Source organism: Streptomyces sp. NPDC044719, from assembly GCF_056433405.1.
Genome location: NZ_JBWKHE010000003.1, coordinates 424,594 through 442,795, shown reverse-complemented (window position 1 = coordinate 442,795; position 18,202 = coordinate 424,594). Strand labels below are relative to the sequence as shown.

The window sequence follows — 18,202 nt, the reverse complement described above, 5'->3', positions numbered from 1 at the left end:
TTATCGATCTCGCATCGATCAATACCGGATATGGTTACTGTTCGTGGACCTGGTGCGGCACCTGGAGTGCTTCGTGGCTGTTGCCGAAGAGTCACACTTCGGCCGTGCCGCGGCTCGCCTGGGGATGGCGCAGCCGCCGCTCTCGCAGCGCGTCCAGCGGCTGGAGAGGCATCTGGGCGTCCGGCTTTTCGAGCGCACGAGCCGGCAGGTGACCATCACCGAGGCGGGGGCGCTGCTGCTGCCCGAGGCACGGGAGGTGCTCGCCCGCTCCGAGGCGCTCATGGCCACCGCACGCCGTATCCGCGACGGCGAGACCGGCCTGCTGCGGGCCGCGCTGCCGCCCGACATATCCGGTGACACGGTCGCCGCGCTGCTCGCGGGCTTCGCCGACGCCGGCAGCGCCGGCGTGGAACTGGAGCTGCACGAGCTGCCCACCGCCCAGCAACTGGAGCGGTTCGCCGCGCACGAGCTGGACGTCGGGCTCATCCACCACCCCTGTGACGTCTCCGGCCTGGAGCTGGGCCCGGTGCTCCGCCGCGAACTGGGCGTACTGCTGCCCCGCGACGCGTCGGCGGCCGGGCTCGACGAGGTCCCCCTCGCCTCCCTCACCGGCTACGACCTGATCCTGTTCCCCCGCACGGGCGCCCCCGCCGTCTACGACGACCTGCTGACCACCTGCGCCCGCAACGGCTACACCCCACCCGCCGTACGGCACGCCCAGGGCGTCAGCTTCGTCCGCGGACTGGTCCTGTCGGCGGAGGCGGTGTCCTTCAGCCCTCGGGACGCGCACGGCCCCGGGGAGAGCGGCGCGGACCCCGACGAGGGTCGTCGCGGAGGACCGGCCGGGGGTGTCGTCTGGCGTCCGCTCACCGGGGCGCCGCTGGCCCTGCGGCACTCCGTCGCCTGGCCCGGCGGACGCGGTGACGCCGCCGTGGCCGCCTTCGCCGAGGCCGCCACGCACGCGCTGCGCACCACCGCGGGCGCGACCCCCGACGTGCCCTCCCGCCCGCTCCATCTGCGCCCGGCCTCGGAGTACTGGCTTTGAACCCTCCCCCCGACACCCTCGCCCGCATCCACGCGGCCTTCGCCGACGCCGGGGTCACCGGCCGGCTGCACGCCGTCGACATCGACTCCGGTGCCCAGCTCGACGCCGGTGCGGACCAGCCGGTCTGCACCGCGAGCGTCCACAAGCTGTGTGTGCTCGTCACGCTCCACGAGCAGGCCGCGGCGGGGATCCTGGACCTCACCGAGCAGGTCGAGTGCCCGCCGGAGGGCCGCACCACCGGGCCGACGGGGCTCGCCGCGATGCTCGACGGCGCCCGGCTGTCGCTGCGGGACCTCGCCTATCTGATGATGTCCGTGAGCGACAACGCCGCCGCCGATCTGCTGCTGGAGCGCGTGGGTCTCGACGCCGTCAACCGCACCACGGCCCGTCTGGGCCTCACCCGCACCCACGTCGTGCACTCCTTCGGCGAGCTCCTGGCCACCATCAAGGAGGACGCCGGCTCCGGTGGCGCGCGGGCGCTGGCCGACCCGCTCGTCGTCACCCGGCTGCGGGCGCTCGACCCGGCCCGCACCAACCGCAGCACCCCGCGCGACATGACACGGCTGCTGGGCGCCGTGTGGCGCGACGAGGCGTGCACGCCCGAGCACGGCGCGGCCGTCCGCCGCGTCCTCGGGCTGCAGGTGTGGCCGCACCGGATGGCCTCCGGCTTCCCCTTCGACGACGTGCATGTGGCGGGCAAGACGGGGAGCCTGCCGACCGTGCGCAACGAGGTGGGCGTCGTCGAGTACCCCGACGGGGGGCGCTACGCCGTCGCCGTCTTCACCCGCACGGCCCGCACCTCCGCGCTGCTGCCCGCGGCCGACGCCGTCATCGGCACGGCGGCCCGCCTGGCCGTGGACGCGCTGCGCGCTGCCAGGTAGGCCGACGGGGCCGCCGCGCCGGTGGTCAGAGCTGGAACTCGGCCGGAGACACCCCCAGCGTCGCGCAGGCCTCGCGCAGGACCGTCGCCTCGGCCTGGGAGAAGTGGCCGTCGGCCCCGGCGATGACCATGCCGGTCTGGATCACGGCCCGGGCCTCGGTGGGCTTCTTGGCGGCCTTGGCGATCTCCTGCATCGCCTCGGTCTTGCCGTGCTGGAAGTTCATCGTCAGCTGGTCCACATGCTTGTTGAAGCGCTGGCGCAGCTGCTCCGGCGGGAAGTTCTGCAGCACGTCGTTGCTGAGGATCATCGACTCGACCTGCTGCCGCTCGGAGGGATCCACCTGCCCGTCGGCCGCAGCGACCAGGGCGCACATCGCCATGCTCGCGTCCCGGTACGCACCGCTCTTCAGCTCGTTCTTCAGCGACCCGAGCTGCGTCTTGAACAGCCCGACCAGCTGGGCCTTGCTGCCACCGCCGGACCGTGAGCCCGAGCCGTGCCCGCCGGTCGCGCCGTGGCCACCGGTCGCGCCATGCCCGCTCTGGTTCTGCTGGAAGGCCTTGGCCTGGTCCTTGAGCTTGTCCCACACTGCCATTGAGTCACCTCGGTATTAGTCGGAGTCATCTCACGAACCCGCTCCCGCGCGCTCACCGGGTCAACGCCCGACCCCCGGGCAAAGGTTCCGCAAAACCGGCCCCTCTCTCACCTCCTGTTCCCTCTGTCCTTCCAGCTCTCCCTGTCCTCCCTGTCCTCCTTGCTCTCCCGAGCGGCACGGGTCGCGATCAGCGGTCCGGCGACGCACGCGGCGGCCAGCAGGATGCCGAAGGCGACGGTGAGGGCCGTGGTGTAGCCGTGGACGGATGCCTCGGCCGGGCTGGTGCGCCCGGCTTCCGCCACGTAGGACGCCGTGGCACTGGCCGCGACGGTGTTGAGCAGGGCGGTGCCGAGTGCGGCTCCCAGTTGCTGGGAGGCGTTGTAGGCGGCCGACGCGGCTCCGATGTCGCGCGGCGGTACGTCCGTGGTGGCCAGGGCGGCCGTCGGGGGCAGGACACAGCCGAGACCGAGCCCGGTGAGGATCAGGGCGGGGGTCAGATACAGCGGCAGGACGTCCGTACTCCGCGCCGTCAGCCCGGTCAGGACGACCACCCCGGCGGCCGCGGCGACCAGGCCCGGCACGATGAGCGCCGCGGGCGCGACGCGTCCGTGCAGCTTCCCCGCGAGGAGGGTGGAGCCGAGCAGGGCGGCCAGGGCGTTGATGATCAGGACCAGGCCCGCCTGGACCGGTGAGTAGCCGAGGACGGTCTGGGTGTAGTAGCTCATGAACAGGTAGAAGCCGAACATCGCGACGAACATCAGGGTGATCGCCAGGAGCGCCCCGGCACGGGCGCGGTGCAGCAGCACGGGCATCGGCAGCAGCGGGTGCGGGGCGCGGAGCTCGGCCACGGCGAACGCGGCCAGCAGCAGGACCCCGGCGGCCAGCGGCGTGAGCACCTTCGCCGAACCCCAGCCGTACGGTTCGGCTTCGGTGAAGGCGTACACGACGGCGGCGAAGCCCCCGGCGCTGAGCAGCGCGCCCGCCACATCGAGCCGTCCCTCGCGCCGGACCGGGCGGTCCGCCGGCACGAGAGCCGTACCGAGCACGGCGAGCAACGCGACCGGGACGTTGATGTACAGGCACCAACGCCAGCCGGCGTACTCGGTCAGCAGCCCGCCCGCGATCAGTCCGAGCGCCGATCCGGCGGCGCCGACGGCGGCGAACACGCCGAACGCCCGGCCGCGTTCGCCCGGCTCCGTGAAGGTCGTGGACAGCAACGACAGCCCCGCGGGCGCGAGTACGGCGGCGCAGACGCCCTGTAAGGCGCGGGCGGCGAAGAGTGTCTCCGGGTTCCCGGCGGCCCCGCCGAGCGCGGAGGCGACGGCGAAGCCGGCCAGGCCGACGGCGAACGTGCGCCGGTGGCCGAGCGCGCTGCTGACTCTGCCGCCGATCAGCAGCAGCCCGCCGAAGGCGAGGGCGTACGCGGTGATCACCCACTGCCGGCTGCCGTCGGACATGCCGAGCGCGCGCTGTGCGGAGGGCAGTGCGATGTTGACGATGGTCCCGTCCAGGACCACGAGGAGCTGGGCCGCGCTCACGGCCGACAGCGTCCACCATCGTCGGGTCCCGGGGGCGGATTCGATGACTCGGGTATCCATGACTTCAATCGTTTCGTTGAAGAGGCCCCGGAGACTTTTCCCGCCGCCGTGGCCGTCCTCCCGGGGCAGTTCGCGGCACCGGCATCCGGCAACCCTCAACTCCGCGGTGGAAACGGCGACTGCCCGCACCCGGTGATCGGGTGCGGGCAGTCGGGGTGACGTGAGGTCAGGTCAGTCGCGCGAGCGCGGCTTCAGGCGCGGGGCGAAGCGGAACGCCGCGAAGCCCGCCGTGGCCAGGGCCGCGGCCGCCGCGAGCAGGAGGCCGATGCCGCCCGCCCCCGTCGAGGCGAGGCTGCCGCCGTCGAGGTTCGTCGAGGTGCCGCCGCCCGTGGTCGTGCCGCTGCCACCGGTCGTCCCGGACTCACTCGCGCTGGGCGAGGGGCTCGGGTCGGCCGAGGGGCTCGGGTCGGTCGTCGGGCCGGTCGTCGGGCTCGGGGAGGGCGAGCCGGGCCCGTCACCGGCGACGACCTCGACCGCGAACTGGGTCATGGCGTCACCGACCGACGCGGCGACGGTGTAGGTGCCCGTGCCCTCGCCGGCGGTCAGGTCCGGGGCCGCAGCGCTGCCCGAGTCATCGGTCTTGACGCGGACGACCTGGTCCTCGCCGCCGAATCGGGGAGCGTCCTCGCTGCCGTCCTCGACCCGGAAGACCACCTCCGTGCCGGCGGGCACCGCCTGGCCCGACTTGACCACCTTGGCGCGCAGCGCCTCGGCGAAGTCCTGCCCCTGCTCGGCCTGCTGGTCGTCACCGCCGGCGACGCTCACGACGTAGGGCGACTCCTTGACCCGCACGGTGAAGGCCGTCGACGCGCCCTGGGTCTTCGCCCGGACGGTGAACTCGCCCTCCTTGGTGGTGCCCAGCCCGAGGTACGGGGACTGCGCCCGGCCCTGGGCGTCGGTCGCCACGACGGTCTCGTCGTCGTCCGGGCCGCCCGTGAGATGGAAGAGGGGCTTCAGACCGTCCGGGTCCTCGATCGTGAAGGTCACCGAGGTGTCGGCGACCGGCTTGCCGTCCTTGTCCCGGGCCACCACGGCCAGCGGGTCGACGCTGCCGCCCGGCTGGGCCGTCTGGCCGGTGCCGGAGACCTGCGTCAGCCGGTCGACCACGGGGGCCGACTGCCACTGGAGGACGATCCGGCCGGGGCCGCCGGGGGCGTTGGCGCCGCCCTGGGCCACTCCGGAGTTGACCGGGTCGTCGGAGGGAGCCCAGAACGGGTCGGTCTTCTCCGGCGCCTTGGTGCCGGAGCCGACTACGAGGCGGGCGTCGTCCACCCGGGTCGGCTCGGCGTAGCTGGAGCCGCCGCCACCGCTGCCGGTGGTGCCGTCCTGGCCGGAGGAGCCGCCTGTCTCGGCGCCCGTGCCACCGCCACCGCCCGCGTAGCCGGCACCGCCACCGCCACCGCCGTACCTGCCCGCGCCGCCGGCACCACCGGCACCGCCCTTGGCCTGGTCGGCGCCCGCCGCGCCGTTCCCGGTGCCCGCGCCGCCCTTGGCGCCGGTGGCGCCCTTGCCGCCGCGACCCTTCTCGGAGGCGTCCTGGCCCGACTCGCCGCCGGCGACACCCGCCTGGGCATAGGCCATGTCGCCGCCACCACCGCCACCGCCGCCCGCGACGACCAGCGGCGCGCCGGCGCTCGTGCGGATGGCGCTGCTGTTCCCGCCGCGCTCTGCGCCGGTGGCACCCGCCTTCCCGCCGAGCGCGTCACCGAAGCGCGGCCCGGCGACGGCGAGATTCAGTGCCTCCCCGGGCGTGACCTTGAGGGTGCCGCCGACGAAGCCGCCCGCACCGCCGCTCGCCATGCTGTTGCCGGTGCCGCCCTCGCCCCAGACCCGTACGTTCAGCTGTGTCACACCCGACGGCACCTTGAACTCCTGCGCGCCCTCCGTCGGGACGTACAGGCGGCAGCCGGAGAAACCCTCCGTCGGCGCGCACGCCTTCCCGGCGGGGACGGCGGCACCGGCGGCCGAAACCCCGGTCAGAGCCGTTCCGCCGGTCAGCGCCAGCAGGGTCAACGCGGCCGCGCCGCGCCGGAATCCGGCGCGACGCGGCGCGGCGGGATCGCGATACATCAAGAAAACTCCCCAACTTGTCACAAGCTCCCCCCCTGGGAGCCATGAAATGCTCGATCAGAATCGAACAAGACCAGTGAGACAGCTGATCAAACCTGGGGCTGTCGGTCAACCGAGAAGGGGCGATTCCGGGCAGTCGGCGGGGGCCGCGATCCGCAGGGCCTCCACCAGCTCCCGGTACAGCGTGTCCGTGGCGAGCAGTTCCCCGTGACCGCCCCGGGCGCGGACCCGGCCCGCCTCCATCACCACGATGGTGTCCGCGTCGATGACGGTCGACAGCCGGTGGGCGATCGTGACCACGGCACCCGTGGCCGCGCGGGCGCGGACGCAGCTCTGGACGGCGGCCTCGGTCAGCCCGTCGAGCTGGGCCGTCGCCTCGTCCAGGAGCAGCACGTCCGGCGTGCGCAACAGGGCCCGGGCCAGGGCGATGCGCTGCCGCTCACCGCCCGAGACGGCCACGCCGGACAGGGGCGTGTCGAGTCCGTCGTCCAGTGCGTCGACCTTCTCGGCCAGCCGTACCTCGTGCAGGACTCGCCGCAGTTCCGCGTCCGTCGCGTCGGGCCGGGCCAGCAGCAGGTTGTCCCGGATCGTCCCGGGTATGACCGGCGTGTCCTGCTCGACGTACGCGAGACGCGACCGGATCTCGTCGTGGCTGTGGTCGCGGTAGGCACGGCCATCCAGGAGCAGTTCACCGCCGCTCGGCTCCAGGAAGCGCAGCACCAGGGAGAACAGGGTCGTCTTGCCCGCGCCCGAGGGCCCGACGATCGCGGTGTGCCCGCGCCGCGGGATGACCAGGTCGACGCCGCGCATGGCCGGTTTCGCGTCGGGGCCGTAGGCCGCGCTGACGTCCCTCAATTCCAGTACGGGGGTGTCCTGTTCCAGTACGGGGGTGTCCTGTACGGCACCCTTGCCCGCGACGGCCTCCCGCACGACGGCCTCCCGCACCGTGCCCTCATGAACCTCACCCTGCTCCGACTCCAGGTCGTCCGTCTCCCGGATCCGCTCCGCCGCCGCGATCCCGGACTGGAGCGCGGTGACGTTCTGGCTGAGTTCGCTGATCGGGTCCATCAGCCCGAACGCGTAGAGCAGGAAGGCGATGAGGCTGGAGACCTCGAGGTCGCCCTCGGCGACCCGCCAGGCGCCCACGCCCAGGACCAGGATGATCGCCAGCTGGATGCCTGCCAGCGCGATCGTCCAGGCCAGGGCCTCGCGGCGGTTCGCGCGGACGCCGTGCTCGGCGGAGACGCGCGCGTCGGCCATGATGCGCTCGGCCGTGCGGTCCTCGGCCCGGCCGGCCTTCACCGTGCGGATCGCGCGCAGCGCGCCCTCCAGATTGCCGCCGAGCCGCCCGAGGTGGTCCTGGGCCCGCCGCTGCGCGGTCGCGATCCCGGGCATGAGGACGGCGAACAGGACGGCGACCACGGTCACCGCCGCCGCGACCGTGCCCAGCAGCACCAGGTCGAGGACGCCCATGAGGACCAGGGTCCCGAAGAGCATGACCACGGCGTTGATCAGGCCGACCGGGGCGCCGGTGGCGGCCTGGTGCAGCAGGACCGTGTCGGAGGTGACGCGGGTGACGAGTTCGCCGGGCGGGCGCCGGGTGACGGCGGGGACGGTGGCGCGCAGGAAGCGCCGCACCATCGACTCACGGGCCCGGAGCACCACCCGCTCGCCCAGCGCGCCGAGCAGCGTCCACTGCCAGTACATGACGGCACTGCCGACCACCAGCAGCACCAGCAGGGCCACCAGCGGCCCCCGCAGCGAGTCCGAGCCGCCGAGCGCGTCGAGCACACCCTTCGTGACCATGGGCGTGGCCAGCCCCACCCCGGACCCGACCAGGGCGAGGACGAGGGCCAGGGCCAGGGAGCGCCGGTGCGGCCGGGCGAACGACCAGAGGATCCGCAGCCGCGGGACGGACACCTTGCGGGACGTACCTTCCGGAACAGTCATGACGCCGAGTGGAACACCGATGTTCCATAACGGTCAAGCGATTTTCATCATGGAAGACGCGCTACCGTATGCGCATGGTTGAGGAGCGGAGCGGGGCGGCCGAGAGCGGAACCCGGGCACGCACGCGGCGCGCCATCATCGACGCCGCCATCGGCCTGCTGGCTACCGACCCGACCGCGTCACTCGGCGACGTCGCCGCGGCGGCGGGTGTGGGGCGTACGACCGTCCACCGCTACTTCCCCGAGCGCTCCGACCTGCTCGCGGCCATCGGCGCGGACATCCTGGAGAAGGTCGCGGCGGCGACCGGGCGCGCCCGGCTCGACGACGGCCCGGCCGCCAAGGCCCTGGAGCGGCTCTGCCAGGAGTACTTCGAGCTCGGCGACGGCCTCACACTGATGTTCGAGACGCCGCCGCTGGCGACCTGGTCGGGCTGGGACGAGGAGACCGCCGCCGACCAGCATTTCCTGCGGACGGTCCGGCGCGGGCACAAGGACGGCAGCATCGACCTCGAGCTGGACGACGAGTGGGTCCGCGACCTCGTCTGGTCCCTGCTGTACTCGGCCTGGGCGCACACCCGCACCGCCGGTGCCTCGAAGCACTCCGCCATGACGCTGTGCCTGCACACCCTGCGCAAGGCCATCGCCCCGTAGATCAGTGACGGCAGCTCCAAACCCCTTCGACCCGTAAGCGGGAAGGCCGGGCCGGGCTCCCGAGCGGCACACGCGGGGACGCGTCGGCCCGGACCGGCCTTCCACTGCCCGCAATCTGCCACCCGGCACCGCCCGCCGCCTCCCGGGAGGCCCGAACGAGGACGGCGGGGCGAGGACGGTGAGGTGAGGATGGCGGGGCGAGGACGGCGGGGCGAGGACGGCGGGGCCCGCCTGGGATGATGCGTGCATGTCGACCCTCGCCACCCTCGCGGTGCTGGCTCTCGCCGCCCTCCACGCCTACATCCTGGTGCTGGAGATGTTCCTGTGGACCACTCCACGGGCCCGCGCCGCCTTCGGCACCACCGCCGAGTTCGCGGCGGAGACGAAGGCCCTGGCCGCCAACCAGGGCCTGTACAACGGCTTCCTCGCGGCGGGCCTGCTGTGGGGCGCGGTGGCGTCCGACCCGGTGGGCTTCCAGGTCTCGGTGTTCTTCCTGGTGTGCGTGGCGGTCGCGGGCGTCTACGGCGCGGCCACCGCCAGCCGGAAGATCCTCTTCGTGCAGACCGTCCCGGCGCTGGCCGCCCTCGCTCTGGTGCTGCTCGCGCACTGAGCCGCGGGGCCGGGCGTCACGCGCCCTGCGTGACGGCCCGCTCCATGAGCAGGTCCGCCTCCGCCCGAGCTGTCGCGGGCGGCACCACCAGCAGGTCGTAGCGGCCCCGGCCGAGCGCGAGCAGACAGACGGTGTGCGGGGCGGTGGGCGAGTCGGTGCGGCCCACGTGCACCGCCTGCCCGGCGACGACCAGCCGCTCCGGGCAGTCCTGCCAGGTGTCCCCGTGGACCAGGACGCTGCTGATGCGCCCCCAGGCGCGCGGCAGCACACCCAGCAGCCCGGTCAGCTCCCGCGCCAGGTCGTCCGAGCGGGGCCACCACGCCCCGTCGATCCGGCGTGCCGTACGGCCGAAGCGCGTGGGCTCGGCGAGCCGCAGCCGGACGTCCCGCGGGGCGGGGAGCGGCGGCGGGGACGAGGAGGCGGACGTCATCGGGGCTCCTGCTGCGAACGGGGGGGACGGCGGTGTCGGGGCCAGGAGACCGTTCAGCCACCGGTTTCGGCATACCCCCGGTTCCTCCACCGTACGCCGCAGGGCGGTGCGGAGGTCGGGGCGCCCGCACCGCCCGCCGCCGGTCAGAGGCCGTAGCGGTTCTTCAGGTGGCGCCAGAAGTCACGCGCCATCCACTTGTCGAACTCGGTGATCTGGGTGGCGCTGCCCGCCTTCATCAGGAAGCAGCACTGACCGGTCGGCGACCAGTCGTAGAAGTCGTCGAGGCCGAAGGTGTGGCCGACCTCGTGCAGGTAGATGTGGATGTTCTCCTGGTTCAGCGCGCCGGTGAAGTACTCCTGGCCCATGCGCTGGCCCCAGTCACCGCCCGCACCACCCTGGAAGCCCTTGGTCAGCCACAGCGACTGGTCGTAGTGGCGGGCGGCCCCGCCCGGGCACTTCGAGTAGTTGCCGTCCTGGTGGAAGAAGCGGCCGCAGTCCGGGGAGCACTGCGGGGCGCCGCCGCCGTCGAGATTGCCGGCGTAGATGTCTACGGAGTTGTCGGTCCACTGGAGGGTGGAGCGGTTCTTGACGGCCCAGCCGACGATGTTGACCGGGACGTTGGTGTACGGCCACGCGTTGTGGCCCTTGCCGTTCTCGGTCATGGCCGTCATCCACTTGCCGAACTGCTTCTTCAGCGCCGCGTGGATCCGGTCGCGCAGGGCGGCGCTGACCGGGGCGTCGGACTCCCAGCGGACGCAGTAGTTGACGCTTCCCCGGTTGGCCATGACCTGGTCCCAGCCGTAGTTGCGGAAGCCGTACAGGTTCGGGTAGGTCGTCTCGACGTGCCGCCAGACCTCGTTCAGGGGCTGGACGAGGTTCGCGGGCGGGTTCCACTCGTCGGCGGCGGCCTGTGCCTTGCCGTTCGCCATGCCGGGCGTGGCGAAGACCGCCGCCAGGACGGCGAACACGGTGATCAGTCGCGCGAGATGTCTGCGCATGGTGATCTCCCTCGTGTGGGGGACGGGGTATCACCGTGAGGTCGTCACCGGAGCGGCAGAGGTTGCCCCGTTTTTGCCGACGGACATTCCGGGCGCTTTACGGCAATCCGTCGGCGATACTCGGAGTATGAAAACGGCCACGTATGAACTGCTGGCGGCGTCGTCGGATCACGCGATCGCCGTGACCATCGCCTTCGTCTGCGGGCTGATCGTGGCCTGCGCGCTGATCTGGGGCGTACGGGTCGGGATGCGGGTCATGGACAAGGACACCCATCACCCCGGTCCGGAGGAACAGCCACACGTCCCGGACGGCGGGCCGGTCCACGAGATGCGCGAGCGGCGGGAGCCCGACGACGTGCCGATCATGACACCCGACGGCAAGCGGCTGCTGCCCCATGAGCTCCACCACGCGAGCACCAGGACGGGCAAGGACCAGAAACCGCGCCGTTGGTCGCCCGGATCCAGCGGATCCTTCGGCGGCGGCGGCCTGGGGCGTACGTGACATGGCCGCCCGCCACCGGGCGCGCTGGGCGACGGGCGGAGCGGCGCTGACGCTCGCCCTGGCCGCCGCGCTCACCGGCTGCGGCGACGGCTACGACAGCCCCTCGGACACCGCGAGCAAAGCGGAGTCGGCGGTCGGCTCGATCGCCTCGGGAGCCTCCGAGGCGGTCGAGTCGGCCACGGCGGAGGCCGGACGTCGGCTCGACGACATCCAGGACGGCATCGACGTCAAGGGCGACGCGAAGGTCGGCGCGCCCACCATCGGCCCCGACGGCCGGGCCCGGGCCGAGGTCACCGTCGACAACACCGACGACGCGGCCCGGTCCTTCGCCGTCCAGGTCGACTTCACCGACGCGGAGAAACAGCTGATCGACACGGTCATCGTCACGGTGAGCAATGTGCAGGCGGGCCACTCCGCCACGGCCACCGCCCGCGGTACCCACGACGTGTCCGGCGACGTCCGGGCCGAGGTGGCCCGGGCCGTGCGCTACTGACCGGGGCCGACCGCGGCCGGCCCCGGCACCCCGAGCACCCCCACGACGACGGCCATCGCCACGGCTGCTCTCCTGCTGTACCTGTTCATCGCGGGCAGGACTCCCTGTACGGACATCGACGACACCCTGCCAGCGATTCTCACGCCCGCCCCCACACCCGGCACCCCCAACTGCCCCACGCGGGTTTCCCCGCGCCCTCAGGGGCGCGGGGAACTGCGCGACCAGCCACGACGCAGCCGCAGACGAACCACGACCCACGCCAAACGCCCCCCCACGGCCCCACCCAGCGGAGCGCTCAGCGTCCGAGCCACACCGTCGTGTCCGGCCCGACCCGCCCGTCCTCCAGGGGCGCGCTGCTCAGCAGCACCTCACCGGCCGGCAGCGGCACAACCTTGCCCGACAGATTGGTCACGCACCGCCACCCCTCACTCCGGTCGAACCGAAGCACACCCTCCGGCGCGTCCGCCGCCCAGGTCAGCTCCTCTCCGGCAAGGAGCTTGCGGCGAAGCCGGAGGGCCGTGCGGTACAGCTCCAGGGTGGAGCCCTCCACCCCGTCCTGGGCCGAGACGGCGTACGCGGCGAAGCCGGACGGCTGCGGCAGCCAGGCGCCACCGGGCCCGAAGCCGTACGACGGTCCGCCCGTCGTCCACGGCAGCGGCACCCGGCAGCCGTCACGCCCCTTGCGGACATGCCCCGTCTGCTCCCAGATCGGGTCCTGGAGCACCTCGGTGGGCAGGTCGGCGACCTCGGGCAGGCCGAGTTCCTCGCCCTGGTAGACGTAGGCCGAGCCGGGCAGCGCCAGCATCAGCAGGGTGGCCGCCCGGGCCCGGCGCAGTGCGGCCGCCTCGTCGACGGCCGGGGCGTGACCGCCGGACAGGAGCCAGGCGTTGAGGTCGGTGCCGGGCGGCAGCATCAGCCGTGAGGCGTGGCGTACGACGTCGTGGTTGGAGAGCACCCAGGTGGCCGAGGCCCCGGCGGCCCGGGCGGTGGCGAGCGAGTCGGTGATGACCTGCCTCAGCTCATCGGCGTCCCAGCCGGCCTCCAGGTACTCGAAGTTGAAGGCTTGGCCCAGCTCGTCCGGACGTGCGTACAGCGCCCGCCGGGCACCCGGCACCCAGGCCTCGGCGACGGCCATGCGGGGCGGGCGGTAGGCGTCGAGGATCTTGCGCCAGTCGCGGTAGATCTCGTGCACGTCGTCACGGTCGTAGAGGGGGTGTGTGCCGGGCGGCATGCCCGCGAGCGCCTCCTCGCCACCCGCCGCGTGCGTGCCGAGGTCGCGCAGGGGTTCGCTCAGGTCCTTGACCAGGGCGTGGGCGACGTCGATGCGGAAGCCGTCGACCCCGCGGTCGGACCAGAAGCGCAGGGTGGTGCGGTAGTCGGCGCGGACCTCCTGGTTCTCCCAGTTGAGGTCGGGCTGCTCGGGGGCGAACAGGTGCAGGTACCACTGCCCGTCGGGGACGCGCTTCCAGGCGCTGCCGCCGAAGACGGACTGCCAGTCGGTGGGCGGGAGTTCGCCGTGCTCACCGCGGCCGTCGCGGAAGACGTAGCGGTCGCGGGCCGCCGAGCCGGGACCGGCGGCGAGCGCCTCCTGGAACCACACGTGCCGGTGCGAGGAGTGGTTGGGCACGATGTCGACGATGACCTTCAGACCGAGGCGGTGGGCCTCGGCGGCCAGGGCGTCGAAGTCGTCGAGGGTGCCCAGGCGCGGGTCGACGTCCCGGGGGTCGGCGACGTCGTAGCCGCCGTCGGCGAGCTCGGAGGGGTAGAAGGGGCTCAGCCACAGGGCGTCCACGCCCAGGGCGGCGAGGTGGGTGAGACGGCGGGTGATGCCGCGCAGGTCTCCGAGTCCGTCGCCGTCGGCGTCGGCGAAGCTGCGGGGATAGACCTGGTAGACGACGGCCTGCCGCCACCAGTCGGGATCCCGGGACGACAGGTCGAGAGTGGAGCGATCGGTCACGCGGTCTCCTTCGCAGGGCATACGGGCGACAGCATTGAATCTGTCCAGAATGCCGGAAAAAGGAAACATCGGGGTGGTCGGAGTGATCCATTCCCGCTGTGATGAAAGTGTGATGAGGGAGTAACTCCCTTTGCATATCCGCAGGTTGACAGCGTGCCGCGGCGCCGCCACGATGAGGTCGCACTGTGGCGCATATGACCAATGGGCCCAGTGTTTCTCAGACCACTCACCCCGGTACGGCCGGCCGCCGCGTGCTGCCCTGCTGCCGTCACCCGGGTTCCGGCATACGCCAAGAAATGGGATCGCATGTCCATAGCGAGACGTGTCATCGCGCGACGCCTGCTGGGGACCGGCGCCGCGGCCCTCGCCCTCTGCGCCGCCTCCGCCACCACCGCGTTCGCGCAGGGTACGCCCGGCGGCGACGGCTGGTCGTCCGGCGGCAGCTACAAGCCCGGGACGGGCGCGGGGACGGAGACCGGCACCGACCGCTGCCAGTTCTCGCTCGACGGCACGAACTTCCACGACTCGGTGAAGGTCGACGACCAGAACCTGAAGCCGACCGAGGACGGCAAGGTCCACATCAAGGTCCGCACCGCCGGTGACGCGGCGACCTGCACGGCCTCCCTCGCCTCCTACCTCGCCCACGGCGCGACCTTCGGGACCTCGGGCGAGCAGGTGTTCGTCGACTTCGACACGGTGACGGTCAAGCCGGGCGCCACCGACTCGCTCGACATCGCCATCCCGGACAAGGGCTGCTTCGGGCAGATCGACCTGTACCGGGGCGCGGTGAAGTTCGACGGCGAACTCGACGCGAAGGACGGCTTCGAGCACGGCGAGCTGCCCAAGGGCCCGGACCGCCCGGTCATCAAGGACAAGCTGATCGCGGCCTGGAACGGCGGCACGGAGGACTGCACGAAGACGCCTCCGCCGGCGGAGACCCAGCCCCCGTCCAGCCCGCCCGCCAGCCCCTCGGAGCCGCCGAAGCCGCCGGCCGAGCAGTCGACGCCCCCGGCCTCCCCGTCCGAGCCCGCGGAGCCCTCGACCCCGCCGTCCTCCGACACGGACACGCCCACCCCGTCCGCCTCCGAGTCGACGCCCACCGCCCCCAAGCCGAACGGCGGTGGCGGCGACCTCGCCGAGACCGGCGCGAACAGCAGCACCGGCCCGATCGCCTTCGGCGCGGCGGCCCTGCTGGCGGGCGGCGCGGCCATGATGATCGTCACCCGCCGCCGCACGGCCAAGCGCAACGCCTCCGGCGCCTGAGCCGCACGACCGCCGTGCGCCTGAGCCAGGGCCCCCGCACCTGAGCCAGGCCCCCACTCCCCGCCCTGCCGTCACCCCTCCAAGCCTGCGGCAGGGCGGGTCAGCGATTCCTGCGGCGGGTGGACCGGCCGTCGGACGACCGCCGCCGGCTTCCCGCGCTACAGCGTCTCCAGATACAGGCTGACGTACCGCTCCACGTCCACATCCAGTGCCACGTCCACCAGGGGCTGTTCGCGCACGCCCTCGTGGATCTCGGACTCACCGGGGCGCGGACGGCGGTCGACGATCGTCTGGCCGCGGGAGGGACCCGGGGCGAGGACGACCTCGACCGGCAGGGCCTCGGTGGTGATGCCCTTCGGGTCGACGACCGCGCAGATCGCGCCCGCGTCGCCGAGGCCCCCCATGGGCGTGGGGTCGCCCGAGGTCGCCGGGTCGCGGTGGGCGAGCAGCTCACCGGCCAGCCGCAGAGTCGGTTCCGCGCTGCTGCGCAGCCGCTGCACCTCCCCGGCGGGCACCAGGACCCGCTTGAACACGTCCAGGCCGTACATCGTGATCGGCACCCCCGCGGTGAGCAGGACCGCGGCGGCCTCCGGGTCGTGCCACACGTTGAACTCCGCGACCGGCGTGGCGTTCCCGGTCGCCACCGCGCCGCCCATGAACACGATCCGCTCGATGTTGCGGGTCACCTCGGGGTGTGTCCGCAGCAGCAGCGCGATGTTCGTCAGGGGCGCGGTGGGGATGAGCGTGACCGGCCGGGGCGAGGCGAGGATCTCGCGGCGCAGCAGCGTCACCGCGTCCACGTCGACCGGCACCCGGGTCGGCGCGGGCAGCCCCAGATCCCCCATGCCGTCCTGACCGTGCACATGCCGGGCCGTCCGCACCGGCTCGATCAGCGGCCGCTCGGCGCCCCGGGCCACGGGAATGTCCCCGGCACCGGCCACCTCCAGCACGGTCAGCGTGTTGCGGACGACCCCGTCCACGTCCGTGTTCCCGGCCACGCAGGTGATCGCGCGCACGTCGAGCGCCGGGTGCCGTACGGCGAACAGCAGGGCCAGGGCGTCGTCGACGCCGGTGTCGCAGTCGATGATCACCGGGATGGGCTGACCGTCCGTCACAGCGAGGGCTCCTTCCACCGGTCCCGGGCTGGGCTCCGTACGAGCGACCCTACGCGCCCCTCGAACGGGCGAACCGACGCCGGGGCGCACACGGGAAGGACGTAGGGAGACCGCAGGGAAGACGACAGCCGAAGCAGCAGAGACAGCAGAGACAGCAGAGGACGACAGGAGAGACGCCATGCCGGCACCGGGTCCCGCGCAGCAGCCCACCACCGAGCTCGACCCCCGCTACAGCTCCGCTCTCAACCCCCGCCCCGGCGCCTCGGGCGTCACCGCCACCGAGTGGGACGAGGCGCAGCGGCGGCTGGGGGCCGCCGAGATCTTCTGGGTGTCCACGGTCCGGCCCGACGGCAGGCTGCACGTCACGCCCGTCATCGCCGCCTGGCACGAAGGGGTGCTGTACTTCTCCACCGGCCGGCAGGAGCAGAAGGCGAAGAACCTCGAGCGGGACGCGCACTGCGCGCTGACCACCGGGGCGAACTCCCTCACCGAGGGCTTCGACCTGGTGGTCGAGGGCAGGGCGCGGCCGGTCACCGACCCGGCGCTGCTGGAGGAGGTGATCGCGGCGTACGAGGAGCAGTACGGGCCGCACATCACCTCCCCCGAGGGCACCTTCCACGGCATCGGCGACGCGTTCCGCAGCGGCGAGGACATCGTGTACGCGGTCGCCCCCGACACGGCGTACGGCTTCGGGCGAGACAACGGCGTCTACTCCCATACGCGTTGGTCGTTCTGAGCCCGTCCTCCTACGACCCGTCCCACAGCTCGGTGCCGCGGGCGGCCACCCGGCCGGCGATTTGCCGCAGCAGTTCGGCGGCGGGCAGGGAGGGGGGCTGGTGGCCGTCCCGCAGGCGTGGAGCCACGAGGTCCGCCGCGGCCTCCCGCTGTCCGATCACCGCCTGGTACGGGACCAGCCGGGCCGCCCGGACGCGGGCGCCGAGGGTGCCCTGCTCGGGGCCCGCCACCTCGGCGCGCAGGCCGAGTTCACGGGCGCGGCGGGCGAGGGCGTGGGCGGCGTCCGCCTGCTCCTCCGCGACCGGCAGGACGACCAGCTGCACCGGCGCCAGCCACGCCGGGAACGCACCCCCATGGGTCTCCAGGAGGTGCGCCACCGCGCGTTCCACGCTGCCGATGATGCTGCGGTGCACCATGACAGGCCGGTGCTTGGCCCCGTCGGCGCCGATGTAGTGCAGGTCGAAGCGCTCGGGCTGGTGGAAGTCGATCTGGACGGTGGACAGGGTGGACTCGCGGCCGGCCGGGTCGGTGATCTGTACATCGATCTTGGGGCCGTAGAACGCCGCCTCGCCCTCGGCGGCCTCGTAGGGGATGCCGGAGCCGTCCAGGACCTCGCGGAGCAGGGCGGTGGCCCGCCGCCACAGCTCCGGGTCGGCCACGTACTTGCCGCCCTCGCCGGGCAGCGAGAGACGGTGGCGGGAGGCGCGGATGCCCAGATCCTCGTAGGCGCGGCCGATCAGCTCCAGCGCCGCCCGGGCCTCCTCGACGGCCTGCTCCAGGGTGCAGAAGATGTGCGCGTCGTTGAGGGTGATGGCCCGCACCCGGGTCAGCCCGCCGAGGACGCCGGACAGCTCCGAGCGGTACATGCCGCCCAACTCGGCCATGCGGAGGGGCAGTTCGCGGTAACTGCGAGAGCGGGAGCGGTAGATGAGGGCGTGGTGGGGGCAGAGGCTGGGGCGCAGCAGGACCTGTTCCGCGCCCAGGTCCATCGGCGGGAACATGTCGTCGCCGTAGTGGTCCCAGTGGCCGGAGATCTCGTACAGCTCGCGTTTGCCGAGAGCGGGCGAGTAGACGTGCCGGTAGCCGGCCCGCCCTTCCGCCTCGCGGATGTATTCCTCCAGGGTGTGCCGCACGATCGCCCCGTCGGGCAGCCAGTACGGCAGCCCGGCGCCCATCAGCGGGTCGGTGTCGAAGAGGTTCAGTTCGCGGCCGAGCCGGCGGTGGTCGTGCACGGTGGTCTCCCTCGAAATCTTCGGGATCCGGGGCGAGCACCGCGCGACGAAGCCCCGGGGCACTCGCCCCGGGGCTTCGGA

The 18,202-nt window shown here is 72.9% G+C and carries 18 protein-coding genes; 8 read left to right on the top strand and 10 right to left on the bottom strand.

Going from position 1 to position 18,202, the window contains the following annotated elements:
* The first annotated feature begins 43 nt into the window (after positions 1-43).
* Both AC07DF_RS13540 and AC07DF_RS13535 read left to right on the top strand, forming a co-directional pair.
* Positions 44-1,045 carry a LysR family transcriptional regulator gene (locus AC07DF_RS13540; RefSeq protein ID WP_478970158.1) on the top strand — a complete coding sequence of 334 codons (1,002 nt, stop codon included), beginning with the start codon at positions 44-46 and terminating at the stop codon, positions 1,043-1,045.
* On the top strand, positions 1,042-1,926 hold the full coding sequence (locus tag AC07DF_RS13535) for a serine hydrolase (protein WP_478970156.1): 885 nt from the start codon (positions 1,042-1,044) through the stop codon (positions 1,924-1,926). Before AC07DF_RS13540 ends, AC07DF_RS13535 begins: the two co-directional genes overlap by 4 nt.
* A 25-nt stretch (positions 1,927-1,951) precedes the next feature.
* Here AC07DF_RS13535 and AC07DF_RS13530 read toward each other — a convergent pair whose 3' ends face one another.
* The 4 genes from AC07DF_RS13530 to AC07DF_RS13515 all read right to left on the bottom strand — a co-directional run bounded on the left by AC07DF_RS13530 (position 1,952) and on the right by AC07DF_RS13515 (position 8,136).
* A complete protein-coding gene (locus tag AC07DF_RS13530; protein ID WP_478970154.1) occupies positions 1,952-2,518 on the bottom strand; it encodes a tellurite resistance TerB family protein in 567 nt (188 codons plus the stop codon).
* A 107-nt stretch (positions 2,519-2,625) separates the two neighbouring features.
* Positions 2,626-4,116 carry an MFS transporter gene (locus tag AC07DF_RS13525; RefSeq protein ID WP_478970152.1) on the bottom strand — a complete coding sequence of 497 codons (1,491 nt, stop codon included), beginning with the start codon at positions 4,114-4,116 and terminating at the stop codon, positions 2,626-2,628.
* 171 nt (positions 4,117-4,287) lie between these two features.
* Positions 4,288-6,186, bottom strand: coding sequence for a hypothetical protein (locus tag AC07DF_RS13520; RefSeq protein WP_478970150.1), 1,899 nt, complete (start codon positions 6,184-6,186; stop codon positions 4,288-4,290).
* A 108-nt stretch (positions 6,187-6,294) separates the two neighbouring features.
* Positions 6,295-8,136 carry an ABC transporter ATP-binding protein gene (locus AC07DF_RS13515; protein ID WP_478970148.1) on the bottom strand — a complete coding sequence of 614 codons (1,842 nt, stop codon included), beginning with the start codon at positions 8,134-8,136 and terminating at the stop codon, positions 6,295-6,297.
* Positions 8,137-8,210: 74 nt separating this feature from the next.
* On the opposite strand from AC07DF_RS13515, the gene AC07DF_RS13510 reads away from it, so the two are divergent.
* Both AC07DF_RS13510 and AC07DF_RS13505 read left to right on the top strand, forming a co-directional pair.
* Complete coding sequence (locus AC07DF_RS13510) at positions 8,211-8,786, top strand: TetR/AcrR family transcriptional regulator (protein WP_478970146.1); 576 nt, start codon at positions 8,211-8,213, stop codon at positions 8,784-8,786.
* 247 nt (positions 8,787-9,033) lie between these two features.
* The gene (locus AC07DF_RS13505) at positions 9,034-9,396 is read left to right on the top strand and encodes a DUF1304 domain-containing protein (RefSeq protein ID WP_478970144.1); all 363 of its coding nucleotides are present in this window, start codon (positions 9,034-9,036) and stop codon (positions 9,394-9,396) included.
* 16 nt (positions 9,397-9,412) lie between these two features.
* On the opposite strand, the gene AC07DF_RS13500 is transcribed toward AC07DF_RS13505, so the two are convergent.
* Together AC07DF_RS13500 and AC07DF_RS13495 are read right to left on the bottom strand one after the other, a co-directional pair.
* A complete protein-coding gene (locus tag AC07DF_RS13500; protein WP_478970142.1) occupies positions 9,413-9,826 on the bottom strand; it encodes a DUF5994 family protein in 414 nt (137 codons plus the stop codon).
* Positions 9,827-9,969: 143 nt separating this feature from the next.
* Positions 9,970-10,824, bottom strand: a complete 855-nt coding sequence (locus tag AC07DF_RS13495) for a hypothetical protein (RefSeq protein WP_478970140.1) — start codon at positions 10,822-10,824, stop codon at positions 9,970-9,972.
* A 127-nt stretch (positions 10,825-10,951) separates the two neighbouring features.
* Here AC07DF_RS13495 and AC07DF_RS13490 point away from each other — a divergent pair, with 127 nt between their 5' ends.
* Together AC07DF_RS13490 and AC07DF_RS13485 are read left to right on the top strand one after the other, a co-directional pair.
* Positions 10,952-11,326: a DUF6479 family protein gene (locus AC07DF_RS13490; RefSeq protein WP_399021906.1), complete on the top strand. Its 375-nt coding sequence runs from the start codon at positions 10,952-10,954 to the stop codon at positions 11,324-11,326.
* A 1-nt stretch (position 11,327) separates the two neighbouring features.
* Positions 11,328-11,819, top strand: coding sequence for a hypothetical protein (locus AC07DF_RS13485; protein WP_478970138.1), 492 nt, complete (start codon positions 11,328-11,330; stop codon positions 11,817-11,819).
* Here AC07DF_RS13485 and AC07DF_RS13480 read toward each other — a convergent pair.
* Both AC07DF_RS13480 and AC07DF_RS13475 read right to left on the bottom strand, forming a co-directional pair.
* A complete protein-coding gene (locus AC07DF_RS13480; protein ID WP_478970136.1) occupies positions 11,813-11,935 on the bottom strand; it encodes a hypothetical protein in 123 nt (40 codons plus the stop codon). The two genes, AC07DF_RS13485 and AC07DF_RS13480, sit on opposite strands and share 7 nt — an antisense overlap.
* 179 nt (positions 11,936-12,114) lie before the next feature.
* Complete coding sequence (locus AC07DF_RS13475) at positions 12,115-13,797, bottom strand: glycoside hydrolase family 13 protein (RefSeq protein ID WP_478970134.1); 1,683 nt, start codon at positions 13,795-13,797, stop codon at positions 12,115-12,117.
* Between the two features lie 285 nt (positions 13,798-14,082).
* Between AC07DF_RS13475 and AC07DF_RS13470 the strand changes: the two genes are divergently transcribed.
* Positions 14,083-15,039 (top strand): LAETG motif-containing sortase-dependent surface protein, encoded by a 957-nt coding sequence (locus AC07DF_RS13470; RefSeq protein ID WP_478970132.1) that lies wholly within the window; start codon positions 14,083-14,085, stop codon positions 15,037-15,039.
* Positions 15,040-15,197: 158 nt separating this feature from the next.
* On the opposite strand, the gene AC07DF_RS13465 is transcribed toward AC07DF_RS13470, so the two are convergent.
* Complete coding sequence (locus AC07DF_RS13465; protein WP_478970130.1) at positions 15,198-16,154, bottom strand: nucleoside hydrolase; 957 nt, start codon at positions 16,152-16,154, stop codon at positions 15,198-15,200.
* Between the two features lie 178 nt (positions 16,155-16,332).
* On the opposite strand from AC07DF_RS13465, the gene AC07DF_RS13460 reads away from it, so the two are divergent.
* Positions 16,333-16,890 (top strand): pyridoxamine 5'-phosphate oxidase family protein, encoded by a 558-nt coding sequence (locus tag AC07DF_RS13460; protein WP_478970128.1) that lies wholly within the window; start codon positions 16,333-16,335, stop codon positions 16,888-16,890.
* A 10-nt stretch (positions 16,891-16,900) separates the two neighbouring features.
* Here AC07DF_RS13460 and thrS read toward each other — a convergent pair whose 3' ends face one another.
* Complete coding sequence (gene thrS, locus AC07DF_RS13455; protein WP_478970971.1) at positions 16,901-18,184, bottom strand: threonine--tRNA ligase; 1,284 nt, start codon at positions 18,182-18,184, stop codon at positions 16,901-16,903.
* Positions 18,185-18,202 lie beyond the last annotated feature (18 nt).